This window comes from Paraburkholderia sp. 22099 (assembly GCF_052045835.1).
GTDB lineage: Bacteria > Pseudomonadota > Gammaproteobacteria > Burkholderiales > Burkholderiaceae > Paraburkholderia > Paraburkholderia terricola.
The window spans coordinates 189,218-208,134 of record NZ_JBQEPU010000003.1; the positions used below are offsets into that span (position 1 = coordinate 189,218).

The window sequence follows — 18,917 nt, forward strand, 5'->3', positions numbered from 1 at the left end:
CGGCTGTCAAAGATGTCGCCGCCAATCAGCGCGCGGGCTCGCGGGCCGCTCAGGCGTCCCGCAATCATAGCCGCCCGGCTCCGGCTTCGGCTCAATTCCGTCCCAATTCGCTTCCAGTCGTCCGCATGTTTACGCTTTCCGATTTCGATTTCGATCTGCCACCCGAGCTGATCGCGCAAGTCGCGCTGCCCGAGCGCAGCGCGAGCCGTCTGCTCGAGGTGGACAATCCGCTCGATGCCGGCGCCGCGCGCCTGATCGACCGCCGCTTTGCCGAACTGCCCGATTGCATCGCGGCGGGCGACCTGCTCGTCTTCAACGATACCAAAGTCCTGAAGGCGCGTTTCCTCGGCCAGAAGGCCAGTGGCGGCAAGGTCGAAGTGCTGGTGGAGCGCCTCACCGGCGAGCGCACGGCGCTCGCGCAAATCCGCGCGAGCAAGAGCCCGCAGCCGGGCACCACGATCCGCCTGGCCGACGCGTTCGACGTCACCGTCGGCGAACGCGTCGAGCCGTTCTACACGCTGCATTTCCCGGACGACTGCCTGACGCTGATCGAGCAACACGGCCGCCTGCCGTTGCCGCCGTACATCGAGCACGATCCCGACGCAACCGACGAAACGCGTTATCAAACGGTGTTCGCGCAAAATCCGGGCGCGGTCGCCGCGCCCACCGCCGGCCTGCATTTCGACGACGCGCTGCTCGCGAAGCTCGACGCCAAAGGCGTGCAACGCGCGACGCTGACGCTGCACGTCGGCGCGGGCACGTTCCAGCCGGTGCGGGTCGAGAACCTGGCCGAGCACAAGATGCACAGCGAGTGGTATCACCTGCCGCAATCGCTCGCCGACAGGATCGCGGCCACGCATGAGCGCGGCAACCGCGTGATCGCGGTCGGCACGACCTCGATGCGCGCGCTCGAAGCCGCCGCGCGCGACGCCGAAGCCGCCGGCCGGCCGCTTGCCGCCGCCAGCACGGAAACCGACATCTTCATCACGCCGGGCTACAAATTCCGCGTGGTCGACCGGCTGGTGACCAATTTCCATTTGCCGAAGTCGACGCTGCTGATGCTGGTGTCGGCGTTCGCCGGCGTCGAGACGATTCGCGAAGCGTATCGCCATGCGATCGACGAGCGTTACCGCTTCTTCAGCTACGGCGACGCCATGCTGCTTACGCGGCGGGAAGGCTGAGACCGTCGTATCGCGCCGATGGCGTTGCGCGCCGGCCATGTGCGCGGTAGTCTGCCGCTCCTTGCCGCGTTGATGTGGCGGCGGTGCTTGCCCCGCTCTTGAGCGGGCATGCCCGCATCTCGAGTTTTATTACCCTGCCGCCGTGGCTGACCCGGCGGCGTTCGATACCGCGCCGGACTGTTCTCCGGTGGCACAGGAGTCTCCATGACCGAAGGTCATACCCACGATACACGCGGTAGCGGCAATACCGGCGGGAACACCGCCTCGCGCCCCGATAACGGCCTCGCATTCGAACTGCTCGGCACCGACGGCCAGGCGCGCCGCGGGCGCGTCACGCTGAATCACGGCGTGGTCGAAACGCCGATCTTCATGCCGGTCGGCACGTACGGCACGGTGAAAGCCGTCCAGCCGCGCGAGCTCGAGGAAATGCACGCGCAGATCATTCTCGGCAACACCTTCCACCTGTGGTTGCGTCCGGGGCTGGAAACGATCGAGGCGCACGGCGGCCTGCATGGCTTCATGGGCTGGAAGAAGCCGATCCTGACGGACTCCGGCGGCTTTCAGGTGTTCTCGCTCGGCGATCTGCGCAAGATCACCGAGGACGGCGTCACGTTCGCTTCGCCGATCAACGGCGACAAGCTGTTCCTGTCGCCGGAAGTATCGATGCAGATCCAGAAGGTGCTGAACTCGGACATCGTCATGCAGTTCGACGAATGCACGCCGTACGCCACCAACAATGTGCCGACCTCGCACCAGGAAGCCGCCGATTCGATGCGCATGTCGATGCGCTGGGCGAAGCGCTCGATCGACGAATTCAACCGGCTCGGCAATCCGAATGCGCTGTTCGGCATCGTCCAGGGCGGCATGTTCGAGGATCTGCGCGACGAATCGCTGGCGGGTCTCGCGGAAATGGATTTCCACGGGCTGGCGATCGGCGGGTTGTCGGTCGGCGAGCCGAAGGAAGACATGCTGCGCGTGCTGAACCACATCGGCCCGAAGCTGCCGGCCGACAAGCCGCACTACCTGATGGGCGTCGGCACGCCGGAGGATCTGGTGGCGGGCGTCGCAGCCGGCGTCGACATGTTCGACTGCGTGATGCCGACCCGCAACGCGCGCAACGGCTGGCTGTTCACGCGTTTCGGCGACATCAAGATCCGCAACGCGGCGCACAAAAATTCGCTGCGCCCGCTCGACGAGCAATGCGGCTGCTATACCTGTCGAAACTTCACCCGCGGCTATCTCCACCATCTGCATCGCGTGGGGGAAATCCTCGGCGCGCAGCTCAACACGATCCACAACCTGCACTACTACCTCGAACTGATGCAGGAAATGCGCGACGCCATCGACGCAAAAATGTTCGAGCCGTTCCGCCGGCGTTTCCAGGAGAACCGCGCGCGCGGCATCGATTAGACAGACGGTGCGCGCGCCGAAGGATTTGCATGAGGATTCCGTCGGCGTCACGCGGAAAACCTTACAATCCACTTTCGCGCGCGAGGTAAACAGGCTTTAACCGATTGATCGCAAAGCCGATTCGCCGCGCCGACGCGCATAGGGCCAGTGGTAGAATAACCGGCTGATTTTTTTGATCGTTTTTGACTTATAACGGAGAGACCAACGTGTCGTTCATTTCCAATGCCTTCGCTCAAGGCACAGCAACTGGTGGCATTGAATCGAATCTGATGAGCTTCCTGCCGCTGATCTTGATGTTCGGCGTGCTGTACTTCATCATGATTCGCCCGCAAATGAAGCGCCAGAAGGAACATCGCAGCATGCTCGCCGCGATGGCCAAGGGCGACGAGGTAGTGACGAATGGCGGCATCGTCGGCAAGGTGACCAAGGTGGGCGAAGCTTACGTCGGCATCGAAATCTCGGAAGGCACGGAAATCACCGTGCAAAAAGCGTCGGTCACGACGATTCTCCCGAAGGGCACGATCAAGTCGCTGTAAGGCCTGCTCTCTCGCGTCCGGCGCGGCCTCGCCGGCGGTTCATGCAACGCAACGCCGAACCGCCCGCGCTCATCGCCGGGCGCATCGCTTCCAAGCCAACCTTCCCGTTGGACCACTCATGAATCGTTACCCCCTCTGGAAATACGCCGTGATGCTGGTGGCTCTGGTCATCGGCCTCGTGTACACGCTGCCCAATCTGTTCGGCGAAGCGCCGGCGGTGCAGGTGTCGAGCGGCAAGGCAACGGTCAAGCTCGACTCGACCACGCTGTCGGCGGTCGAAGCCGCGCTCGCGGCCAGTCAGATCAAGCCGGCCGACGTCACGTTCGACAACACGTCGGCCAACGCGAACATTCGCGTGCGCCTGACGGACACCGACACGCAATTGCGCGTGAAGGACCTGCTGCAGAAGTCGCTGAACAGCGACCCCACCGACCCGCAGTTCATCGTCGCGCTGAACCTGCAAAGCGCGTCGCCGCGCTGGCTGACCGCCTTGCACGCGCTGCCGATGTACCTCGGTCTCGACCTGCGCGGCGGCGTGCACTTCCTGCTGCAGGTCGACATGGCCGGCGCGCTCAACAAGAAGCTCGACTCGGACGCCTCGGACGCGCGCACGCTCCTGCGCGACAACAACATCCGCGACGGCGGCGTGAATCGCGTCAACCAGACGGTGGTGATCAATTTCGCCGACCAGGCCACGGCGGACGCGGCGCTCAAGCAACTGGGCCGCGGCATCAGCGAACTCCAGTGGGCCTCGCAAGCCAGCGCCGACGGCAGCGTGCAACTCGTCGGCACGTTCACGCCCGCGGTGCAGAAAACCGTCGAGGATGCGGCGCTCAAGCAGAACATCACCACGCTGCACAACCGCGTGAACGAACTCGGCGTGGCCGAGCCGGTGATCCAGCAGCAAGGCGCGGATCGCATCGTGGTCGAACTGCCGGGCGTGCAGGACACGGCGAAGGCGAAGGACATCATCGGCCGCACGGCAACGCTCGAAGCGCGTCTGGCCGACCCGGTCAACACGCACCCGAATCCGTCCGACCCGGTGCCGCCGGGCGACGAACTGTTCACGCAAGGCAACCAGACGCCGGTGCTGCTGAGAAAGCAGATCATCTTCACGGGCGACCGGATTATCGACGCGTCGGCCGGGTTCGACGAACATCAGCGTCCGTCGGTCAACATCCGCCTCGATTCGGCGGGTGGGCGCGCGGTGCGCAGCGTGTCGCGCGACAACATCGGCAAGCCGATGGCGATGGTGCTGTTCGAAAAGGGCAAGGGCGAAGTGCTGACGGTGGCGACCATCCAGTCGGAACTGGGCGACCGCTTCCAGATCACCGGCCAGGCCACGCCGCAAGGCGCCGCCGACCTCGCGCTGCTGCTGCGCGCCGGTTCGCTGGCGGCCCCAATGGAGATCATCGAAGAACGCACGATCGGTCCGAGCCTCGGCGCGGACAACATCAACAAGGGCTTCCACTCGGTGGTGTGGGGCTTCGCGGCAATCGCCGTCTTCATGATCGCGTACTACATGCTGTTCGGCGTGATTTCGATGATCGGCCTGTCGGTCAACCTGCTGCTGCTGGTCGCCGTGCTGTCGATGCTGCAGGCCACGCTCACGTTGCCGGGTATCGCCGCTATCGCGCTCGCGCTCGGTATGGCGATCGACGCGAACGTGCTGATCAACGAGCGCGTGCGCGAGGAACTGCGCCACGGCGCGCCGCCGCAACTGGCGATCCAGAACGGCTACGCGCACGCATGGGCGACGATTCTCGACTCGAACGTCACCACGCTGATCGCCGGTCTCGCGCTGCTCGCGTTCGGCTCGGGCCCGGTGCGCGGCTTCGCGATGGTCCACTGTATCGGCATTCTGACGTCGATGTTCTCGGCCGTGTTCTTCTCGCGCGGCCTCGTCAACCTCTGGTACGGCGGCAAGAAGAAGCTCAAGTCGCTGGCGATCGGCCAGGTGTGGCGTCCGCAAGCGGAAGGTATCGACGGTGCCGCCGCGTACCTCGGTAACGAAGACGCAGCAACGGATACCGCACAAGCCGTCGCTGCCGTCACCGCGAAGCCGAAGGCCAACGCTGGCGCGCAAGCGCGTGCCGGCAAGCCGACCGTGCGCCGCCGCAATGCGTCGAATGCGTCGCCGAATGCGTCGAACACGCCGCAGAAACCGGGTTCATCCCGCTGAGTCCCGGAGAACAAGACCATGGAATTTTTCCGTTTTCGCAAAGACATTCCGTTCATGCAGCGTGCGTTGATCTTCAACGCAGTCTCGCTGTTGACGTTCCTTGCCGCTGTGTTCTTCCTGCTGCATCGCGGGCTGCACCTGTCGGTGGAGTTCACCGGCGGCACCGTCATCGAAGTGCAGTATCCGGGCGCCGCGCCGCTCGAACCGGTGCGCGGCACGCTCGCGAGACTCGGCTATGCCGACGCGCAAGTGCAGAACTTCGGCACCTCGCGCGACGTGCTGATCCGCTTGCCGCTCAAGCAGGGCTTTACGTCCGCGCAACAGAGCGACCAGGTGATGGGCGCGCTGCGAACCGAGACGCCGCAGGTGCAATTGCAGCGCGTCGAGTTCGTCGGCCCGCAGGTCGGCAAGGAACTGGCCACGGACGGCTTGCTCGCGCTCGCCTGCGTGGTGATCGGCATCGTGATCTACCTGTCGTTCCGTTTCGAATGGAAGTACGCGGTGGCCGGCGTGATCGCGAACCTGCACGACGTGATCATCATTCTCGGCTTCTTTGCGTTCTTCCAGTGGGAGTTCTCGCTGTCGGTGCTGGCCGCGGTGCTCGCGGTGCTCGGCTATTCGGTGAACGAGTCGGTGGTTATTTTCGACCGGATTCGCGAAACCTTCCGCCGCGAACGCAAGATGACCGTGATCGAGGTGATCAACCACGCGATCACCAGCACGATGTCGCGCACGATCATCACGCACGGCTGTACGCAAATGATGGTGCTGTCGATGTTCCTGTTCGGCGGCCCCACGCTGCACTACTTCGCGCTCGCGTTGACGGTGGGTATCCTGTTTGGTATCTACTCGTCGGTGTTCGTCGCGGCGGCGCTCGCCATGTGGTTCGGCGTGAAGCGTGAAGATCTGTTGAAGGACAAGAAGGTCGGCACCGATCCAAACGATCCGAACGCGGGCGCGCAAGTCTGAGTCGGTTGTAGCCGCAGACTTCGCAGCTCCATGCAAAAGGCCGGTTCTCTCGAACCGGCCTTTTGCGTTTACGCCGCGCTCGCCGAGGCGCGGCGAAAAAACTTCGCGCCTCAGCGAAACCCGAGCTTGCGCCGCGCCGCCATCAACGCGACGAGACTCACCACGGCGGCAAAAATCAGATAGTAGCTCGGCGCCGCCTTCGAACCCGTGAAGCCGATCAGCCACGCGATGATGAACGGCCCAAAGCCGCCGAAAATCGTCACCGCGATGTTATAGGCGAGCGACATGCCGGTGGTACGCGTCTGCACCGGGAACATCTCCGAGAGCAAACCGGGCAGCGCCGCGAAGTAGCCCGTCATCAGAAAGCCGAACACGATCTGCAGCGCGATCAGCGTGCCGAAGCTCGGATGCGCGATCAGGTACACGAAGGCCGGATAGATCAGGACGAGCAGCAGCAGCGCCGGCGCCAGCATGATCGTGGTGCGCCCGTAGCGGTCCGACAGATGGCCGACCAGCGGCGCGAACAGCATCTGGATCACGCCGGTCAACGCGATCGCCCCGAAGGCGACCGAGGGCGCGAGTCCCAGTTGCTTGACGCCGTAAGTCGGCATGTACAGCACCAGATAGGTGGACACCGTCCCCAGCACCACCACGCCGATTGCGATCAGCAAGCGCAGCTTCTGGCTCGTGAACGTGTCGCGCAGCGGCGTGGTGGTCGTTTCCGCCGCGAGGAACTCGGGGGTCTCGTCGAGCCGGGTGCGGATGTACCAGGCGACCGGCCCGATCAGGAGGCCAAACACGAACGGCACGCGCCAGCCCCACGACGCCATGTGTTGCGGCGAGAGTTCGCCGGTCAGCAGCGCGCCGAAACCGGCGGCGAGCAGCGTGGTCAGCCCCTGGCTCGCCACCTGCCAGCTCGCGAAGAAACCACGCCGGCCCGGCACGTGCTCGGCGAGAAACGCCGTCGCGCTGCCGAATTCGCCGCCCGCCGAGAATCCCTGCATCAAACGGGCGATCACGAGGATCACCGGCGCGGCAAGGCCGATGCTCGAGTAGGTCGGCAAGACCGCGATGATCAGCGTGCCGCTCATCATCAGCACGATCGACAGCGTGAGCGCCGCCTTGCGCCCGGCGCGGTCCGCGTAAGCGCCGATCACCACCGCGCCCAGCGGCCGCATGAAGAACGACACGCCGAAGGTGCCGAGCGTGAGCAGCAGCGAGACCGTCTCATTGCCGGCCGGGAAAAACAGCTTCGCGATGATCACCGCGAAAAAACCGTACACCACGAGGTCGAACCATTCGAGCGCGTTGCCGATCGAGGCGGCGACCACCGCTCGCCACGAGTTCTGCCGGGTTCCCGCCCGGCTGACGGCTGTCGTTGCGTCCATGAGGATCTCCAATTCGCGCGAGCTGTTATTGATTCGGGCTCTTTTACGCCCGATGTGGCCGACTGGATGCGCGCGCAGCCAACCGGCCTCAGCGCTCTATGTATCTTAAAAATTAAACGGATGCTATCGCCAAATGACGGCGAGCCGCTACCTCAGGCCCGCGGCGCTTCAGACAGGCAATAAAAAACCGCTTCCTCGCCAAAGCGAATGGAAGCGGTTTTTGTTGCGGCGTAACGTGGACGCCATTCAATGCGATCAGGCAAAAAGGCGTGTCGAGGCGCTTATTGCTTGATGCCCTCGGCCTGAATATGCAGCTTGGTATCCATATTGAAGCCGTACTTCACGCCGGAATCCATGCCGTAATCGGCGCGGCTGAAATGGCCGCTCGCCTCGACGCCGCACACTTCCCGCTTGAGCATCGGATGCGGCATGCACTTGAACGATTCGATCTTCAGATTCAGCGGTTTGGTCACGCCGTGCATCGTCAGGCTGCCGACCACTTCAACCGGCTTGTCGCCGTCGAACTTGATGTCGGTGCCTTTGTAAGTCGCCGACGGGAATTTGGCCACGTCGAAGAAATCCGAGCCCTGCAGGTGCTCGTCGAGCTTGCCGTTGCCGGTCTGAACCGACGCCGGATCGACCGTCACCTCCACCGTGCCGGTTTTCGCCGTACGGTCGAGCGTCACCGTGCCGGAGCTCTTGGCGAACTTGCCGCGCCACACCGAGAGGCCGCCGAAGTGATCCGCCTCGAAGCTCGGATAGGTGTGAGTCGGGTCGAGTTGATAGGTGTCGGCGGCGGCGAACGCGCCGAGCGAGAGCGAGGAAGCCAATGCGCCAACGGCGATCAACATGGATGTTTTCAATTCATGCTCCTTGGTCTTTGAAAAAAAGCGGCTGCGCCGGAACAGCGCAGCGAACGTCACTTGCGTGCTGCAACGATATGAAACTTGATCACCACCTCGTCGGCGACCACCGACGTGTCTTTCCATTCGCCGGTGCCGATGTCGAATTGCGAACGCTTGATCGGCAGCGCACCGTCGAAGGTTTCCGTGCCGCCCTGCTGCGTGACCGTGACCGGCACCACCACCGTCTGCGATTTGCCCTTGATGGTCAGCTTGCCGGTCACCTTGAACTGGTTGCCGCCGGCGGGCGCGATCGCGCTCGAAACGAAGGTGGCGCTCGGATAGGTCCTGGCGTCGAACCAGTCCTTGCCGCGCACCTGCTCGTTATAACTTTCGTCGCCGAGATCGTAGCTGGCGACGTCGATGTTGATCTGCGCGCTGCCCTCCGCGGGCTTCGCCGGATCGAACTTGACCTGCGCGGTGAACTTGCCGAACTTGCCTTCGACCGGCACGTTCATCTGCTTCGAGGTGGCCGTCACCGAACTCTTCGCGACGTCGACCTGAGCGAGCGCGCTGCCGGCCGCGGTCAACGAGGCCGCCGCGAACGCGGCGAGCATGTAGCGGTAAAACGAAACTTTCATGGTCGTCCTTATTTGATGAAAGGGAGCATGCGCGACAGCAGACCGTCGCGGTCCAGCCATTGATGCTTGAGCGCGGCCGCGACGTGCAGCGCGACCAGCACGAGCAACGTGTAATTCAGCGCGATATGCACGTTCTTCAGCAGTTCCTTGAGATGCGGATCAGGCGCGATCAGGCGCGGCAGCGGAATCAGCCCGAGGTACACCACCGGCACGTTGGCCGCCGAACTGTACAGATAGCCCGACAGGGGAATCACGATCATCAGCACGTACAGCAACACATGCGTGAGATGCGCGGCGCCGCGCTGCCAGGCCGGCATGCGGCGCGGCATCGGCGGGCCGACGTGCGTGGCGCGCCAGAGAATGCGCAGCACCGCGAGCGCGAACACCGTCACGCCGATCCACTTGTGCCACGAGAAGTAGCGCAGCTTGGTGGGCGTGAAGCCGGGGATGTCGGTCATCACCCAGCCGAGCGCGAAGCCGCACACGATCAGGAGCGCGATCAGCCAGTGAAAGGCGATCGCGGTGCGCGTGTACGACTCCTGTTCGCCGAAGGAAGGATTGATTGCCATGACAGATCAGCACGAGCCAATAAAGGTTAACGGCGCGGCCGGCCCCGCTATTCCCCATGCGGATGCAAACCGTGCATCCAACGGGAACATTTCACCGGAACATGCCATGCGGCACACGCCAAGGCCGCCATGCTACCCCAAGCGGAAAAAGCTGGCTGCGGCTCGTGTCGAGTGCGCCGCTGGAAGCTTTCAATCGCTGTGCATCCCTATTGAACAATTAGGGACGGAGGTTGTCAGAGCCACGGCGATTCCGTTAGAAACCAGTCGAACGGCGACGCAACCCGCGTCGCAACTGTATTCGGGGTGCGGCCGGCGCGACGCCCGGGCGCGTTTTGGTACTATTGCTGCAAATTTTGCAGACCCGCGCGACAAGAACCGGTATTGCACGCTCCCCCTCACACCGTAGGCCTTTTGCCGCATGGACCATGAGAACCTGATCGCGTGCCACGAATGCGATACGCTGTTCCGCAAGCCAACGCTTGTCGGGCGCAAGGTCGCGCGCTGTCCGCGCTGCGGCGCAACGCTCTACAGCGGGGTCTCCCGCAAGCTCGACAGCATCTGCGCCATGACGCTCGGCGCGCTGATCACCTTCCTGATAGCTCAGGGCTTTCCCATCGTCGAACTCGAAGCCAACGGCATCACCTCGCAAACCACGCTGTTCGGCGCGCTCGTCGCGCTGTGGAACGAGGACATGCAGATCGTCGCCGTCATGGTGTTCTGCTCGACCGTGCTGTTTCCGCTCACCGAACTGGTCGCGCTGCTCTACGTGCTGATCCCGCTGCGCGCGGGCCACGTGCCGCCCGCCTTCAACCAGGTGCTGCGCGCGATTCAATTCGTGCGCCCGTGGGGCATGATCGAGGTCTTCATGCTCGGCGTGCTGATCACGATCGTGAAGATGGTGAGTCTCGCGCGCGTGATTCCCGAGGCGGCGCTCTTCGCGTTCGGCGCGCTCACGCTGATGTTCGCGGTGGTCGTGACGTTCGATCCGCGCATTCTGTGGGATCTCGCCGACGAGCTGGGCGCCGGCACGCGGCGGCCGCGACCGCGTACCGCCGCCGACAGCGCGGCGGCGGCCATCAGTTCGGTTGCCGGGCCGCCCGCGCCGCCCGGCATGCACAATGCGGTGCAAAGCGCGGCCCAAACGCCGGCGTCCCCCGCTTCGCCGCGCGGCGCGCCGCCGAAGCCGCGTCACGGGTGAGCGCACGATGAAATACGTCACCGCGAAGCGCGCGGGTCTCGTCGCCTGCCATGCCTGCGGAAGAGTCGAACCCCGTATCCGCTCGGTCACCGCGCAGCACTGCGGGCGCTGCGGCGCGCGCCTTCACTCGCGCAATCCCGACAGCCTCATGCGCACATGGGCGCTGCTGATCGCCGCGGCCCTGCTGTATATTCCCGCCAACCTGCTGCCGGTGATGCACACCTCGTCGCTTCTCGGTTCCGAAGAAGACACCATCATGAGCGGCGTCGTCTATTTCTGGACCTCGGGCGACTGGCCGCTCGCTGTGATCGTGTTCGTCGCCAGCATCATGGTGCCCATGCTCAAGCTGAGCGTGCTGGTGCTGCTCACCGTCACCGCGCAGCGCCGCTCGCGCTGGCGGCCGGGGCAACGCACCACGCTCTACCGGATGGTAGAGCGGATCGGCCGCTGGTCGATGCTCGATATTTTCGTCGTCACACTGACTGTCGCGCTGGTGCGCTTCAAATCGCTCGCCGTCATCACCGCCGGGCCGGGGGCAATCGCCTTCGGTTCCGTCGTGATTCTGACGATGATGGCCTCCATGCAATTCGATCCACGGCTCATCTGGGATCACGTGGAAGGCAATACCAAAGAACCTCAGGATCCAGACCATGACTAGCCCGCAAGGACCGACGCCCGCCTCCGAGGCGCCGCGCAACGATTCGAACGGACCCACGCTGCCGCCCCAACTGCCCGACCCCGAGATCGAGCCCCGCAGCCGCTGGCTGCCTTCGCTCGTCTGGGTGATTCCGCTGATCGCCGCGCTGATCGGCATCGCGCTCGTGATCAAGTCGGTGACCGAGAAAGGCCCCACGATCACGCTCAGCTTCACCAGCGCCGAGGGCCTCGAACCGGGCAAGACCAAGGTCAAGTACAAGGACGTCGACGTCGGTGCGGTCAAGACCATTACGCTGTCGAAGGATCTTTCGCACGTTCTGGTTCAGGTGCAGTTGACCAAGGAAGGCGAGGACTTCGCGGTCAAGGATTCGCGCTTCTGGGTGGTGCGCCCGCGCGTCGGCGCGAGCGGTGTCTCGGGGCTCACCACGCTGCTCTCGGGCGCCTACATCGGCGCGGACGCGGGTCATTCGTCGGAGACCGAGAAAAACTTCGTCGGCCTCGAAACGCCGCCGCCGATCACCGGCGACCAGAAGGGCCATCAGTTCATTCTGCACGGCGAGTCGCTCGGCTCGATCGACATCGGTTCGCCGATCTTCTACCGGCGCGTGCAGGTCGGCCAGGTGGTCGGCTTCTCGCTGGACAAGGACGGAACGGGCGTCACCATGCAGGTGTTCGTGTCCGCGCCGTTCGACCAGTACGTCGGCACCAATTCGCGCTGGTGGCATGCGAGCGGCGTCGATCTGCGGCTCGACTCGAGCGGCTTCAAGCTGAACACGCAGTCGCTCGCGACGGTGATCGTCGGCGGCTTGTCGTTCGAGTCGCCGCCCGGCCAGGGGGTGGGCGCGCAGGCGCCGAACAACATGACGTTCCGCCTCGGCTCCGATGAAGCCGACGCGATGCGCGAGCCGGACGGCGTGCCGCTGCGCGTGGTGATGAACTTCAACCAGTCGCTGCGCGGTTTGTCGGTCGGCGCGCCGGTGGATTTCCGCGGCATCGTGCTGGGCCAGGTGACCAACATCGGCATCGATTACGATCCGCAGAAACGCAGCTTCACCATGCCGGTGACGATGAACCTGTACCCCGACCGGCTCGGCAAGCGCTTCCGCGAAACGGCTCCGGTGCCGGGCAGCATCGCGGGGCAAACCATGCTGCAACAGCTCGTCAAGCATGGCCTGCGCGGTCAGTTGCGTACCGGCAATCTGATCACGAGCCAGTTGTATGTGGCGCTGGACATCTTCCCGAAAGCGCCGCCGGCCACCGTCGACGTCGCAAGCGATCCGCTCGAATTGCCGACCATTCCGAACACGCTCGACGAATTGCAGTTGCAGGTCGCCGACATTGCGAAGAAGCTCGACAAGGTGCCGTTCGACCAGATCGGTGCCAACCTGAACAGCGCGTTGAAGAACGCCGATCAGCTCTTCACCCGACTCGACAAGGAAGTCGTGCCACAGGCCCGCGACACGCTGGCAGCCGCGAAGCAGACCTTCGGCTCGGCCGAGGCGACGTTGCAGCAGGACTCGCCGTTGCAGTCGGATGTGCATCAGGCGTTGCAGGAACTCACGCGCACGTTGCAATCGTTGAACGCGCTGTCGGATTACCTCGAGCGTCATCCCGAATCGCTGTTGCGCGGTAAATCAGGAGATAAACCATGATGTTTGCCCGGCTCCCTCGCCTGCCGCGCGGGCCCGTGCGCGGTGCCGTTTATGCTGGCGCCCTGGCCGGATTACTGGCGATGACGGCCTGTTCGTCGCCTTCGAGCCGCTTCTATACATTGAGCGATGGCGGCGTGACCGGCGCCGCGGCTTCTGCCGGCACGCGGACTTCGGCTGCGCCCGCGTGGCTGATCGAAGTCGCGCCGATCAACGTGCCGCCGCAAGTGGCAAGAAATCAGTTGGTCGTGCAGACGGCGCCGACGCAAGTCAGCGTGCTCGAACAGGAGCGTTGGGCGTCCCTGCCGGGGGACGAGATTCGCCGGGCTTTGTCGACTACTCTGACGCAGCAGCTCGATACCATCGATGTGTACGGCACCGCTTATCCGGATGCGACGCCGGTTTATCGAGTCAGCATGAACGTGCAGCGGTTCGAGTCGTGGCCTGGGTCGCATGCGTTGATCGATGCGGTGTGGAGTGTGCGGGCTGTGCGGAGTGCGGTGGTGATGACTTGCCGGAGTGTGGTTAGTGAACCGGTTGGCGGTGGGTATGATTCTCTGGTGAAGGGGCATCGGCAGGCGTTGGAGCAGGTTTCCTTGCAGGTTGGGGCTGCTGTAAAGGCTATGGCTGGTTCTGTTTCGCGGGGGAAAGGGGGTGGTGTGGGTGTGCCGGGGTGCCCTTCGGGGGGTGGGGGTTGAGGCTTTTTTTTGCCTGCTCGGCGGTTTGTGGTTGTGGTTGTGCTGTTGCTGGTTGGCCTCTCCTTGTGTTGTTAGTGGTCTATTAGCGTTGCCCCTGTGCGGGGCGGCACCTACTTTCTTTGCCGCCGCAAAGAAAGTAGGCAAAGAAAGCGGCTCACACCGCCAGTTCTGAAGCGGGTCCCCTGGCTTGGAGGGCGTAGTGGTGCATCTGGAATCCGTGTTCTCGCGCACTCCGCGTTCGTGACAAGGCAATCATTCTTCCGGCGGCGCTGCGCGCGCCGTCGCGGTGCTTCGTAACACCTACACCTTGGTCTACCGTCTCGGCACTTTGCAACCTGTCGCTCTGGTCGGCCGTCGCGGCACTTTGCAATACCCGGCACTCTGGTCGGCCGTCGCGGTGCTTTACAACAACGGGCACTTTGTTGCGGTCGTGGCGTCGGCGCGCGTCGCGAAACTCGCGCGGCCATGTGTTTTGCGTTCGTCTTCTGTAGGGCGGTCAAATCGCGGGACTTGTTTGTCGCGCGATGCGGTGCGCTCGCCGTCGCGTTGCGCGATCTGGCAGCGCGAGTTCCGGCAGCGTATTCCGGCATCCGCGGGAAACCGCGCAGCCGGCGCGCCGCCGGTCCCACCCCGACCGCGTACAATGGCGCCTTATCTAACGCCTTCCGGCAACTCAATGTCCTTCGATTTCTTCCTCCCCTGCCCACGCGGCCTTGAAGCCTCGCTCGCGGCCGAACTCGCCGAAATTGCCGCGCAACACCTGAACGGCGCGCCGTTTACGGCAGGCGCGCAAGTGCCGGGCGGCGTTCATTTCCGCGGCGGCTGGGCCGCCGGCATGGCCGCCAATTTGCATTCGCGCATCGCGAGCCGCGTGCTGCTGAAGATCGCGCATCGGCCCTATCGCAGCGAGCAGGACGTGTACGCACTTGCCGTCGAACAGCGTTGGGAGCAGTGGTTCTCCGCGAACGAAACGCTGCGCGTGGATGTCACCGCGATCAAATCGCCGCTGCGTAGCCTCGAATTCACGACGCTGCGCGTCAAGGACGCGATCTGCGACCGTCTGCGTGAAGTCAGCGGCGCGCGACCGAGCATCGACACCGGCATGCCCGACGTGCGCGTGTTCGCGTTCCTCACCGCCACCGATTGCACGCTCTACCTCGACACCTCGGGCGATCCGCTCTTCAAGCGCGGCTGGCGCCTCGACAAGGGCGCGGCGCCCCTGCGCGAAAATCTGGCGGCGGGCATCCTGCGTCTGACGGGTTGGACCGCCGGCACGCCGCTCTACGATCCGATGTGCGGCAGCGGCACCTTCCTCGCGGAAGCCGCCCAAGTGGCGTTGAATATCGCACCGGGCGCTGAACGCCGCTTCGGCTTCGAAAAGCTCAAACAATTCGACGCCAGGAGCTGGCAAACGCTGAAGGCCGCCGCGCTCGACGCGAAGCAGGCGGCCCGCAATTCGCGCGCCGATATCCAGATCTACGGCAGCGATATTTCCGGCGACATGCTCGACAAGGCACGCGCGAACTTCCAGCGCGCCGGTTTGCCGACCATTCCGCTCAAGCAGGTCGACGCGCGCGGCATGACGCCGCCGAGCGCGGAGCCCGGCATCCTCGTTGCGAATCCGCCGTATGGCGAACGGATCGAAGTGCGCGGCCGCAATGCGCGTGGCGAAATCCGCGAACGCGGTAATCGCGAGAACCGCGACGACGACGGTTTCCGCCGCGCCCAGGAAGAAGCACCTGACAGCGAGTTTTTCCAGTCGCTCGGCGACGCGCTGAAGCAGCGCTTCACCGGCTGGCATGCGTTCATCCTGACGTCGGATCGCAAGCTGCCTGGGCAGTTGCGTCTGCGTGAATCGACCAAGACGCCGCTCTTTAACGGCGCGCTCGAATGCCGGTTGTTCCGTTTCGATCTGATCGCGGGCAGCGTGCGGCAGCGGCCGCAAAGCGATACGCCGGCGCAATGACGCAGCGATTGCACGTCGAACCAGCGAACGCGGACCTAGGTCCGCGTTTTTTTCGAGGTGCTCCGGTTAGGATCGCGCTCACGATCGCGGCTCCTCTCCGCTCTTCCTGTTGTTTTCCGTCTCGCCGGGCGCCCTGCCGTTGCCGTCGTGGAATCCAATGAGCAAATCCGGCGACGCTCGCTCTTGGGTTGGCTTCGAGGCTCAAGGACATTCTTTAACGCCGCCGCGGAGCGCCGTCGCTGCGACGCGCCGATCCTCTGCTCTTCCTGTGCGATGAAATCCGCCGCGATGCGGTTGTATGCGGCGGGCAATCGGTCGCGCATGTCCCCCGCCGTCAGCAATTCGCCATAGCGGACTGCGCCGTCGTACTCAACGTAGGTCGAGCTATTGGATGAGAGGTGGTGGGCGACGGGGCTCGTCGATGCGAGTTCTGCCTGAGCCGGCTAGAACTGCGCGGTGAGTTGGAAGCCCACCGTCACGCGCGCGGTGGGAAAGCCGGACGGCTTGTAGATCGGCGTTGCCGCGAACAGGTCATACGCGAGTCCCGCGTACTTCGCCGGTATGCCGCCACGGATACCGATGACCGCGCCCGCCAGTTGCGTTCCCGCCAGGAATGCCGTGTTCGGGCCGAACACCCGCCCGTAATCGATGCCCGCGTACAGCGACTGTCCTGTCTGTCCGATCGACATCTGCAGTTCGTTGCGCCAGTAAAAACCTTTCTCCGCCGCCAGCATCGTTTCACCGTCGAAGCCGCGCACCGTGTAGCGGCTGCCGATGGTCAGGTCGTCCAGGTAGAACAGCGTGTCGTTCGTGAACTGGCCGTGAAGCGTCGTCACGTAGCGGAAGTTCTGTTTGGCTACGGAGAACGGCACCGACAGGTTCGCGTCGAGCACGGTCATGTGGAAGCGGTAGGTGGGGCCGCCCGGATACGGGTCCGGCGTCGCGCCGAGTCCGCCGATACCCTGACGGTAGGCGAGCGTGCCGTCGAACTGCGATGCGCCGAAGTAATGGCGATCGGTCAGGCCCGCTTCGATGAAGGTGTTGTTGCGCCGCTGCGTCGGAATGCTCGCGTCATTGATGAAGCTTTCGCCGAAGCGCTTCGAGAGCTGGAACTCGACGCCGAACACGTCGTTCTGGCTGCGGCTCAGTACACGCGTGAGGCGTAGCGCGGTTGTCTGCGCGTTGCCGCTCGACACGAATGTCTCGTTCGCTCCGGCGAGAGGCTGGTAGTAGGTGTTCGTGCTGCCCGACAGGGTTGCCGTCCAGTAGCCCCACGGCACCGAGTACGAACCGTTGAAGCCGTGCGAGCCGAGCGTCTTGTTACCCAACGACAGGTCCTGGTTCGCGCCGACCGTGAACACGTCGTTCAGGCCGAGCGGGTTGTAGATGCCGAGGCTCACGTTGCCCTGCCATTTGCCCGTCGCTTCCGTGCCGGAGTTATCGACCGATGCGACGAACGTCCAGGGCTTCGAGCGCTTCACGCTTACCACGACATCGCTTTCGCCCGGCGTGTCGGTCGGTTCGATTTTCATGTCCACGTCCTGCGAGGCGACGCGCTTCATCTGCTCGAGTCCCTGTTCGAGATCGCGCAGGTTCAGCAGGTCGCCGTCGTTCGCGGGGAATGCGGTTTTCCATGTGCCGCGCGTCTCAGGATCGGCGAAGCGGATCTGGCGCACGACGCCTGGCACCAGTGCGAAGGCCAGTGTTCCGGTTGACACGTCCTGTTGTGGGACGAGTACGCGTGTGGTGATGTAGCCGCGTGAAAGGATCGTCCGCTGCAATCCTTTCGTGAGCGTGTCGATGCCGCCCTTGCCGACGCACTGGCCCCGGTAGTGGTCGAGCCATTCGCGCGCGAAGGCGAAGCGGTCGAGCGGCAGCGCCGACGCGCCGTGCTTGCGCACGCTATCGGGCAGGGTCGCCGGGACGTCGAGCGTGAATGACTCGATGCGGAAGCAGGGTTGCTCAGTTGGAAGGTCTGGCCACGCGCCAGCCTCGGGCGCGGTCGAACGCACCGAGGGCGCGTTGACGGTTTTTGCGCGCTCCTGTGATTCGCGCTGTTGCTGGATCTGCTGGTTCTGCTCGGCGTTGGCGCGGGCGGCGGCGGCGGTGTCGGCGGGAGTCGGGGCGTGCTGCGCGTGAACAGCCTGACCCGCCAGCGAGGCAGAGGCTATCAACGGCAGAAGCGATAGCCTCTTGCTGATTTTCATTGTTGTTCCAATCTTTGGATTCTGTTCGTTACGCGGGCGAAGCGAACATTCGTCCCACCAGCGTGTAATTGCCGGTTGAAGTGATCCACGTTCACACCTTCATGTGCCCACAGTGCTACTGGATCGTCTAGAGATGCGGGTGACTCACTGTGGGCGCAAAGAAATAAATACCGAGCGCAACAACGACGAGAATCGTCAGCATAACGAGCAATAGATTTCGCCAACCTCTGCCAGTTGTTGGAAGGTCGCTTAGGCCCCCGCCTGTGCCCATGCCCCCACTGAAAAATTCGAGAGCAACAAGAAGCAAAACGGCAATGACCATCGTCGCCTTCGCAATCGTAGCGAAGAACAATTCGGCAAAGCGGTAGGGCCACGTGGAACGATGCGGCCCTACCGGGGGACGACGAAATTCTGGATGCATGATATTTCCGCCGCAATGCCGCCTCGTAGAAATGCCAAGTTGCTGCGCAGTCAGCTTGGCCTTCTATCATTTGCTGGAGTAGTTCACGGCTTATCAGCACGTTCGGATGCCACGAAGCCGGACAAACGTGCAATCCAGACCAAAAATACCGTTGCGCAGCCGAAACCCACCATAATCAAGATGCCTTCGAGAGTTAAAACCCGAGGTAAAACTTCATCGACGGAACGAGCCCATCCCGCTCGTAGTCCCATCGATACAAACGCGGATACCGGGATTCCAAGCGCACCACAAGCGAAGAATGTCCAGTAGCCCACTTTACGAGTCCAATATGCAATGAGCGGCATAACAATGGGCACAATCAGTCCGTACATCGCACCCGCAAGTACATCCTGTTTCATGATGT

General features: G+C 63.7%; 16 protein-coding genes. 10 read left to right on the forward strand and 6 right to left on the reverse strand.

Annotation, left to right across the window (positions count from 1 at the left end; genetic code table 11):
* Positions 1-125 precede the first annotated feature (125 nt).
* The 5 genes from queA (at position 126) to secF (ending at position 6,278) form a co-directional block, all read left to right on the forward strand.
* Positions 126-1,181 (forward strand): tRNA preQ1(34) S-adenosylmethionine ribosyltransferase-isomerase QueA, encoded by a 1,056-nt coding sequence (gene queA / locus ACTJLC_RS04845; protein WP_114161898.1) that lies wholly within the window; start codon positions 126-128, stop codon positions 1,179-1,181.
* Between the two features lie 204 nt (positions 1,182-1,385).
* Positions 1,386-2,591: a tRNA guanosine(34) transglycosylase Tgt gene (gene tgt / locus ACTJLC_RS04850; protein WP_310130531.1), complete on the forward strand. Its 1,206-nt coding sequence runs from the start codon at positions 1,386-1,388 to the stop codon at positions 2,589-2,591.
* 206 nt (positions 2,592-2,797) lie between these two features.
* Complete coding sequence (yajC, locus tag ACTJLC_RS04855) at positions 2,798-3,127, forward strand: preprotein translocase subunit YajC (RefSeq protein ID WP_073428230.1); 330 nt, start codon at positions 2,798-2,800, stop codon at positions 3,125-3,127.
* 118 nt (positions 3,128-3,245) lie between these two features.
* Positions 3,246-5,309, forward strand: a complete 2,064-nt coding sequence (secD, locus tag ACTJLC_RS04860) for a protein translocase subunit SecD (protein ID WP_073428231.1) — start codon at positions 3,246-3,248, stop codon at positions 5,307-5,309.
* A gap of 18 nt (positions 5,310-5,327) precedes the next feature.
* Positions 5,328-6,278, forward strand: coding sequence for a protein translocase subunit SecF (gene secF, locus ACTJLC_RS04865; RefSeq protein ID WP_073428232.1), 951 nt, complete (start codon positions 5,328-5,330; stop codon positions 6,276-6,278).
* 110 nt (positions 6,279-6,388) lie between these two features.
* On the opposite strand, the gene ACTJLC_RS04870 is transcribed toward secF, so the two are convergent.
* From ACTJLC_RS04870 to ACTJLC_RS04885, 4 genes are all read right to left on the reverse strand, one after another.
* Positions 6,389-7,666, reverse strand: a complete 1,278-nt coding sequence (locus ACTJLC_RS04870; RefSeq protein WP_114161896.1) for an MFS transporter — start codon at positions 7,664-7,666, stop codon at positions 6,389-6,391.
* Between the two features lie 281 nt (positions 7,667-7,947).
* A complete protein-coding gene (locus ACTJLC_RS04875; RefSeq protein ID WP_073428303.1) occupies positions 7,948-8,517 on the reverse strand; it encodes a YceI family protein in 570 nt (189 codons plus the stop codon).
* Between the two features lie 68 nt (positions 8,518-8,585).
* Entirely contained in the window at positions 8,586-9,149 is a 564-nt protein-coding gene (locus tag ACTJLC_RS04880) for a YceI family protein (RefSeq protein ID WP_073428234.1), read from the reverse strand.
* 8 nt (positions 9,150-9,157) lie between these two features.
* A complete protein-coding gene (locus ACTJLC_RS04885) occupies positions 9,158-9,718 on the reverse strand; it encodes a cytochrome b (RefSeq protein ID WP_083084579.1) in 561 nt (186 codons plus the stop codon).
* Between the two features lie 418 nt (positions 9,719-10,136).
* Here ACTJLC_RS04885 and ACTJLC_RS04890 point away from each other — a divergent pair, with 418 nt between their 5' ends.
* The 5 genes from ACTJLC_RS04890 to ACTJLC_RS04910 all read left to right on the forward strand — a co-directional run bounded on the left by ACTJLC_RS04890 (position 10,137) and on the right by ACTJLC_RS04910 (position 15,886).
* Positions 10,137-10,916: a paraquat-inducible protein A gene (locus tag ACTJLC_RS04890; protein ID WP_440843294.1), complete on the forward strand. Its 780-nt coding sequence runs from the start codon at positions 10,137-10,139 to the stop codon at positions 10,914-10,916.
* A 7-nt stretch (positions 10,917-10,923) separates the two neighbouring features.
* Positions 10,924-11,574 (forward strand): paraquat-inducible protein A, encoded by a 651-nt coding sequence (locus ACTJLC_RS04895; protein WP_073428237.1) that lies wholly within the window; start codon positions 10,924-10,926, stop codon positions 11,572-11,574.
* On the forward strand, positions 11,567-13,225 hold the full coding sequence (locus ACTJLC_RS04900; RefSeq protein WP_073428238.1) for a PqiB family protein: 1,659 nt from the start codon (positions 11,567-11,569) through the stop codon (positions 13,223-13,225). The genes ACTJLC_RS04895 and ACTJLC_RS04900 overlap by 8 nt, the downstream gene beginning before the upstream one ends.
* Entirely contained in the window at positions 13,222-13,920 is a 699-nt protein-coding gene (locus ACTJLC_RS04905; protein ID WP_310130545.1) for a PqiC family protein, read from the forward strand. Before ACTJLC_RS04900 ends, ACTJLC_RS04905 begins: the two co-directional genes overlap by 4 nt.
* Before the next feature lie 676 nt (positions 13,921-14,596).
* Positions 14,597-15,886 carry a THUMP domain-containing class I SAM-dependent RNA methyltransferase gene (locus tag ACTJLC_RS04910; protein ID WP_310130548.1) on the forward strand — a complete coding sequence of 430 codons (1,290 nt, stop codon included), beginning with the start codon at positions 14,597-14,599 and terminating at the stop codon, positions 15,884-15,886.
* 443 nt (positions 15,887-16,329) lie between these two features.
* On the opposite strand, the gene ACTJLC_RS04915 is transcribed toward ACTJLC_RS04910, so the two are convergent.
* Entirely contained in the window at positions 16,330-18,093 is a 1,764-nt protein-coding gene (locus tag ACTJLC_RS04915; protein ID WP_310130551.1) for a ShlB/FhaC/HecB family hemolysin secretion/activation protein, read from the reverse strand.
* A 504-nt stretch (positions 18,094-18,597) separates the two neighbouring features.
* A complete protein-coding gene (locus ACTJLC_RS04920; protein ID WP_310130553.1) occupies positions 18,598-18,912 on the reverse strand; it encodes a hypothetical protein in 315 nt (104 codons plus the stop codon).
* Between the last annotated feature and the right edge of the window lie 5 nt (positions 18,913-18,917).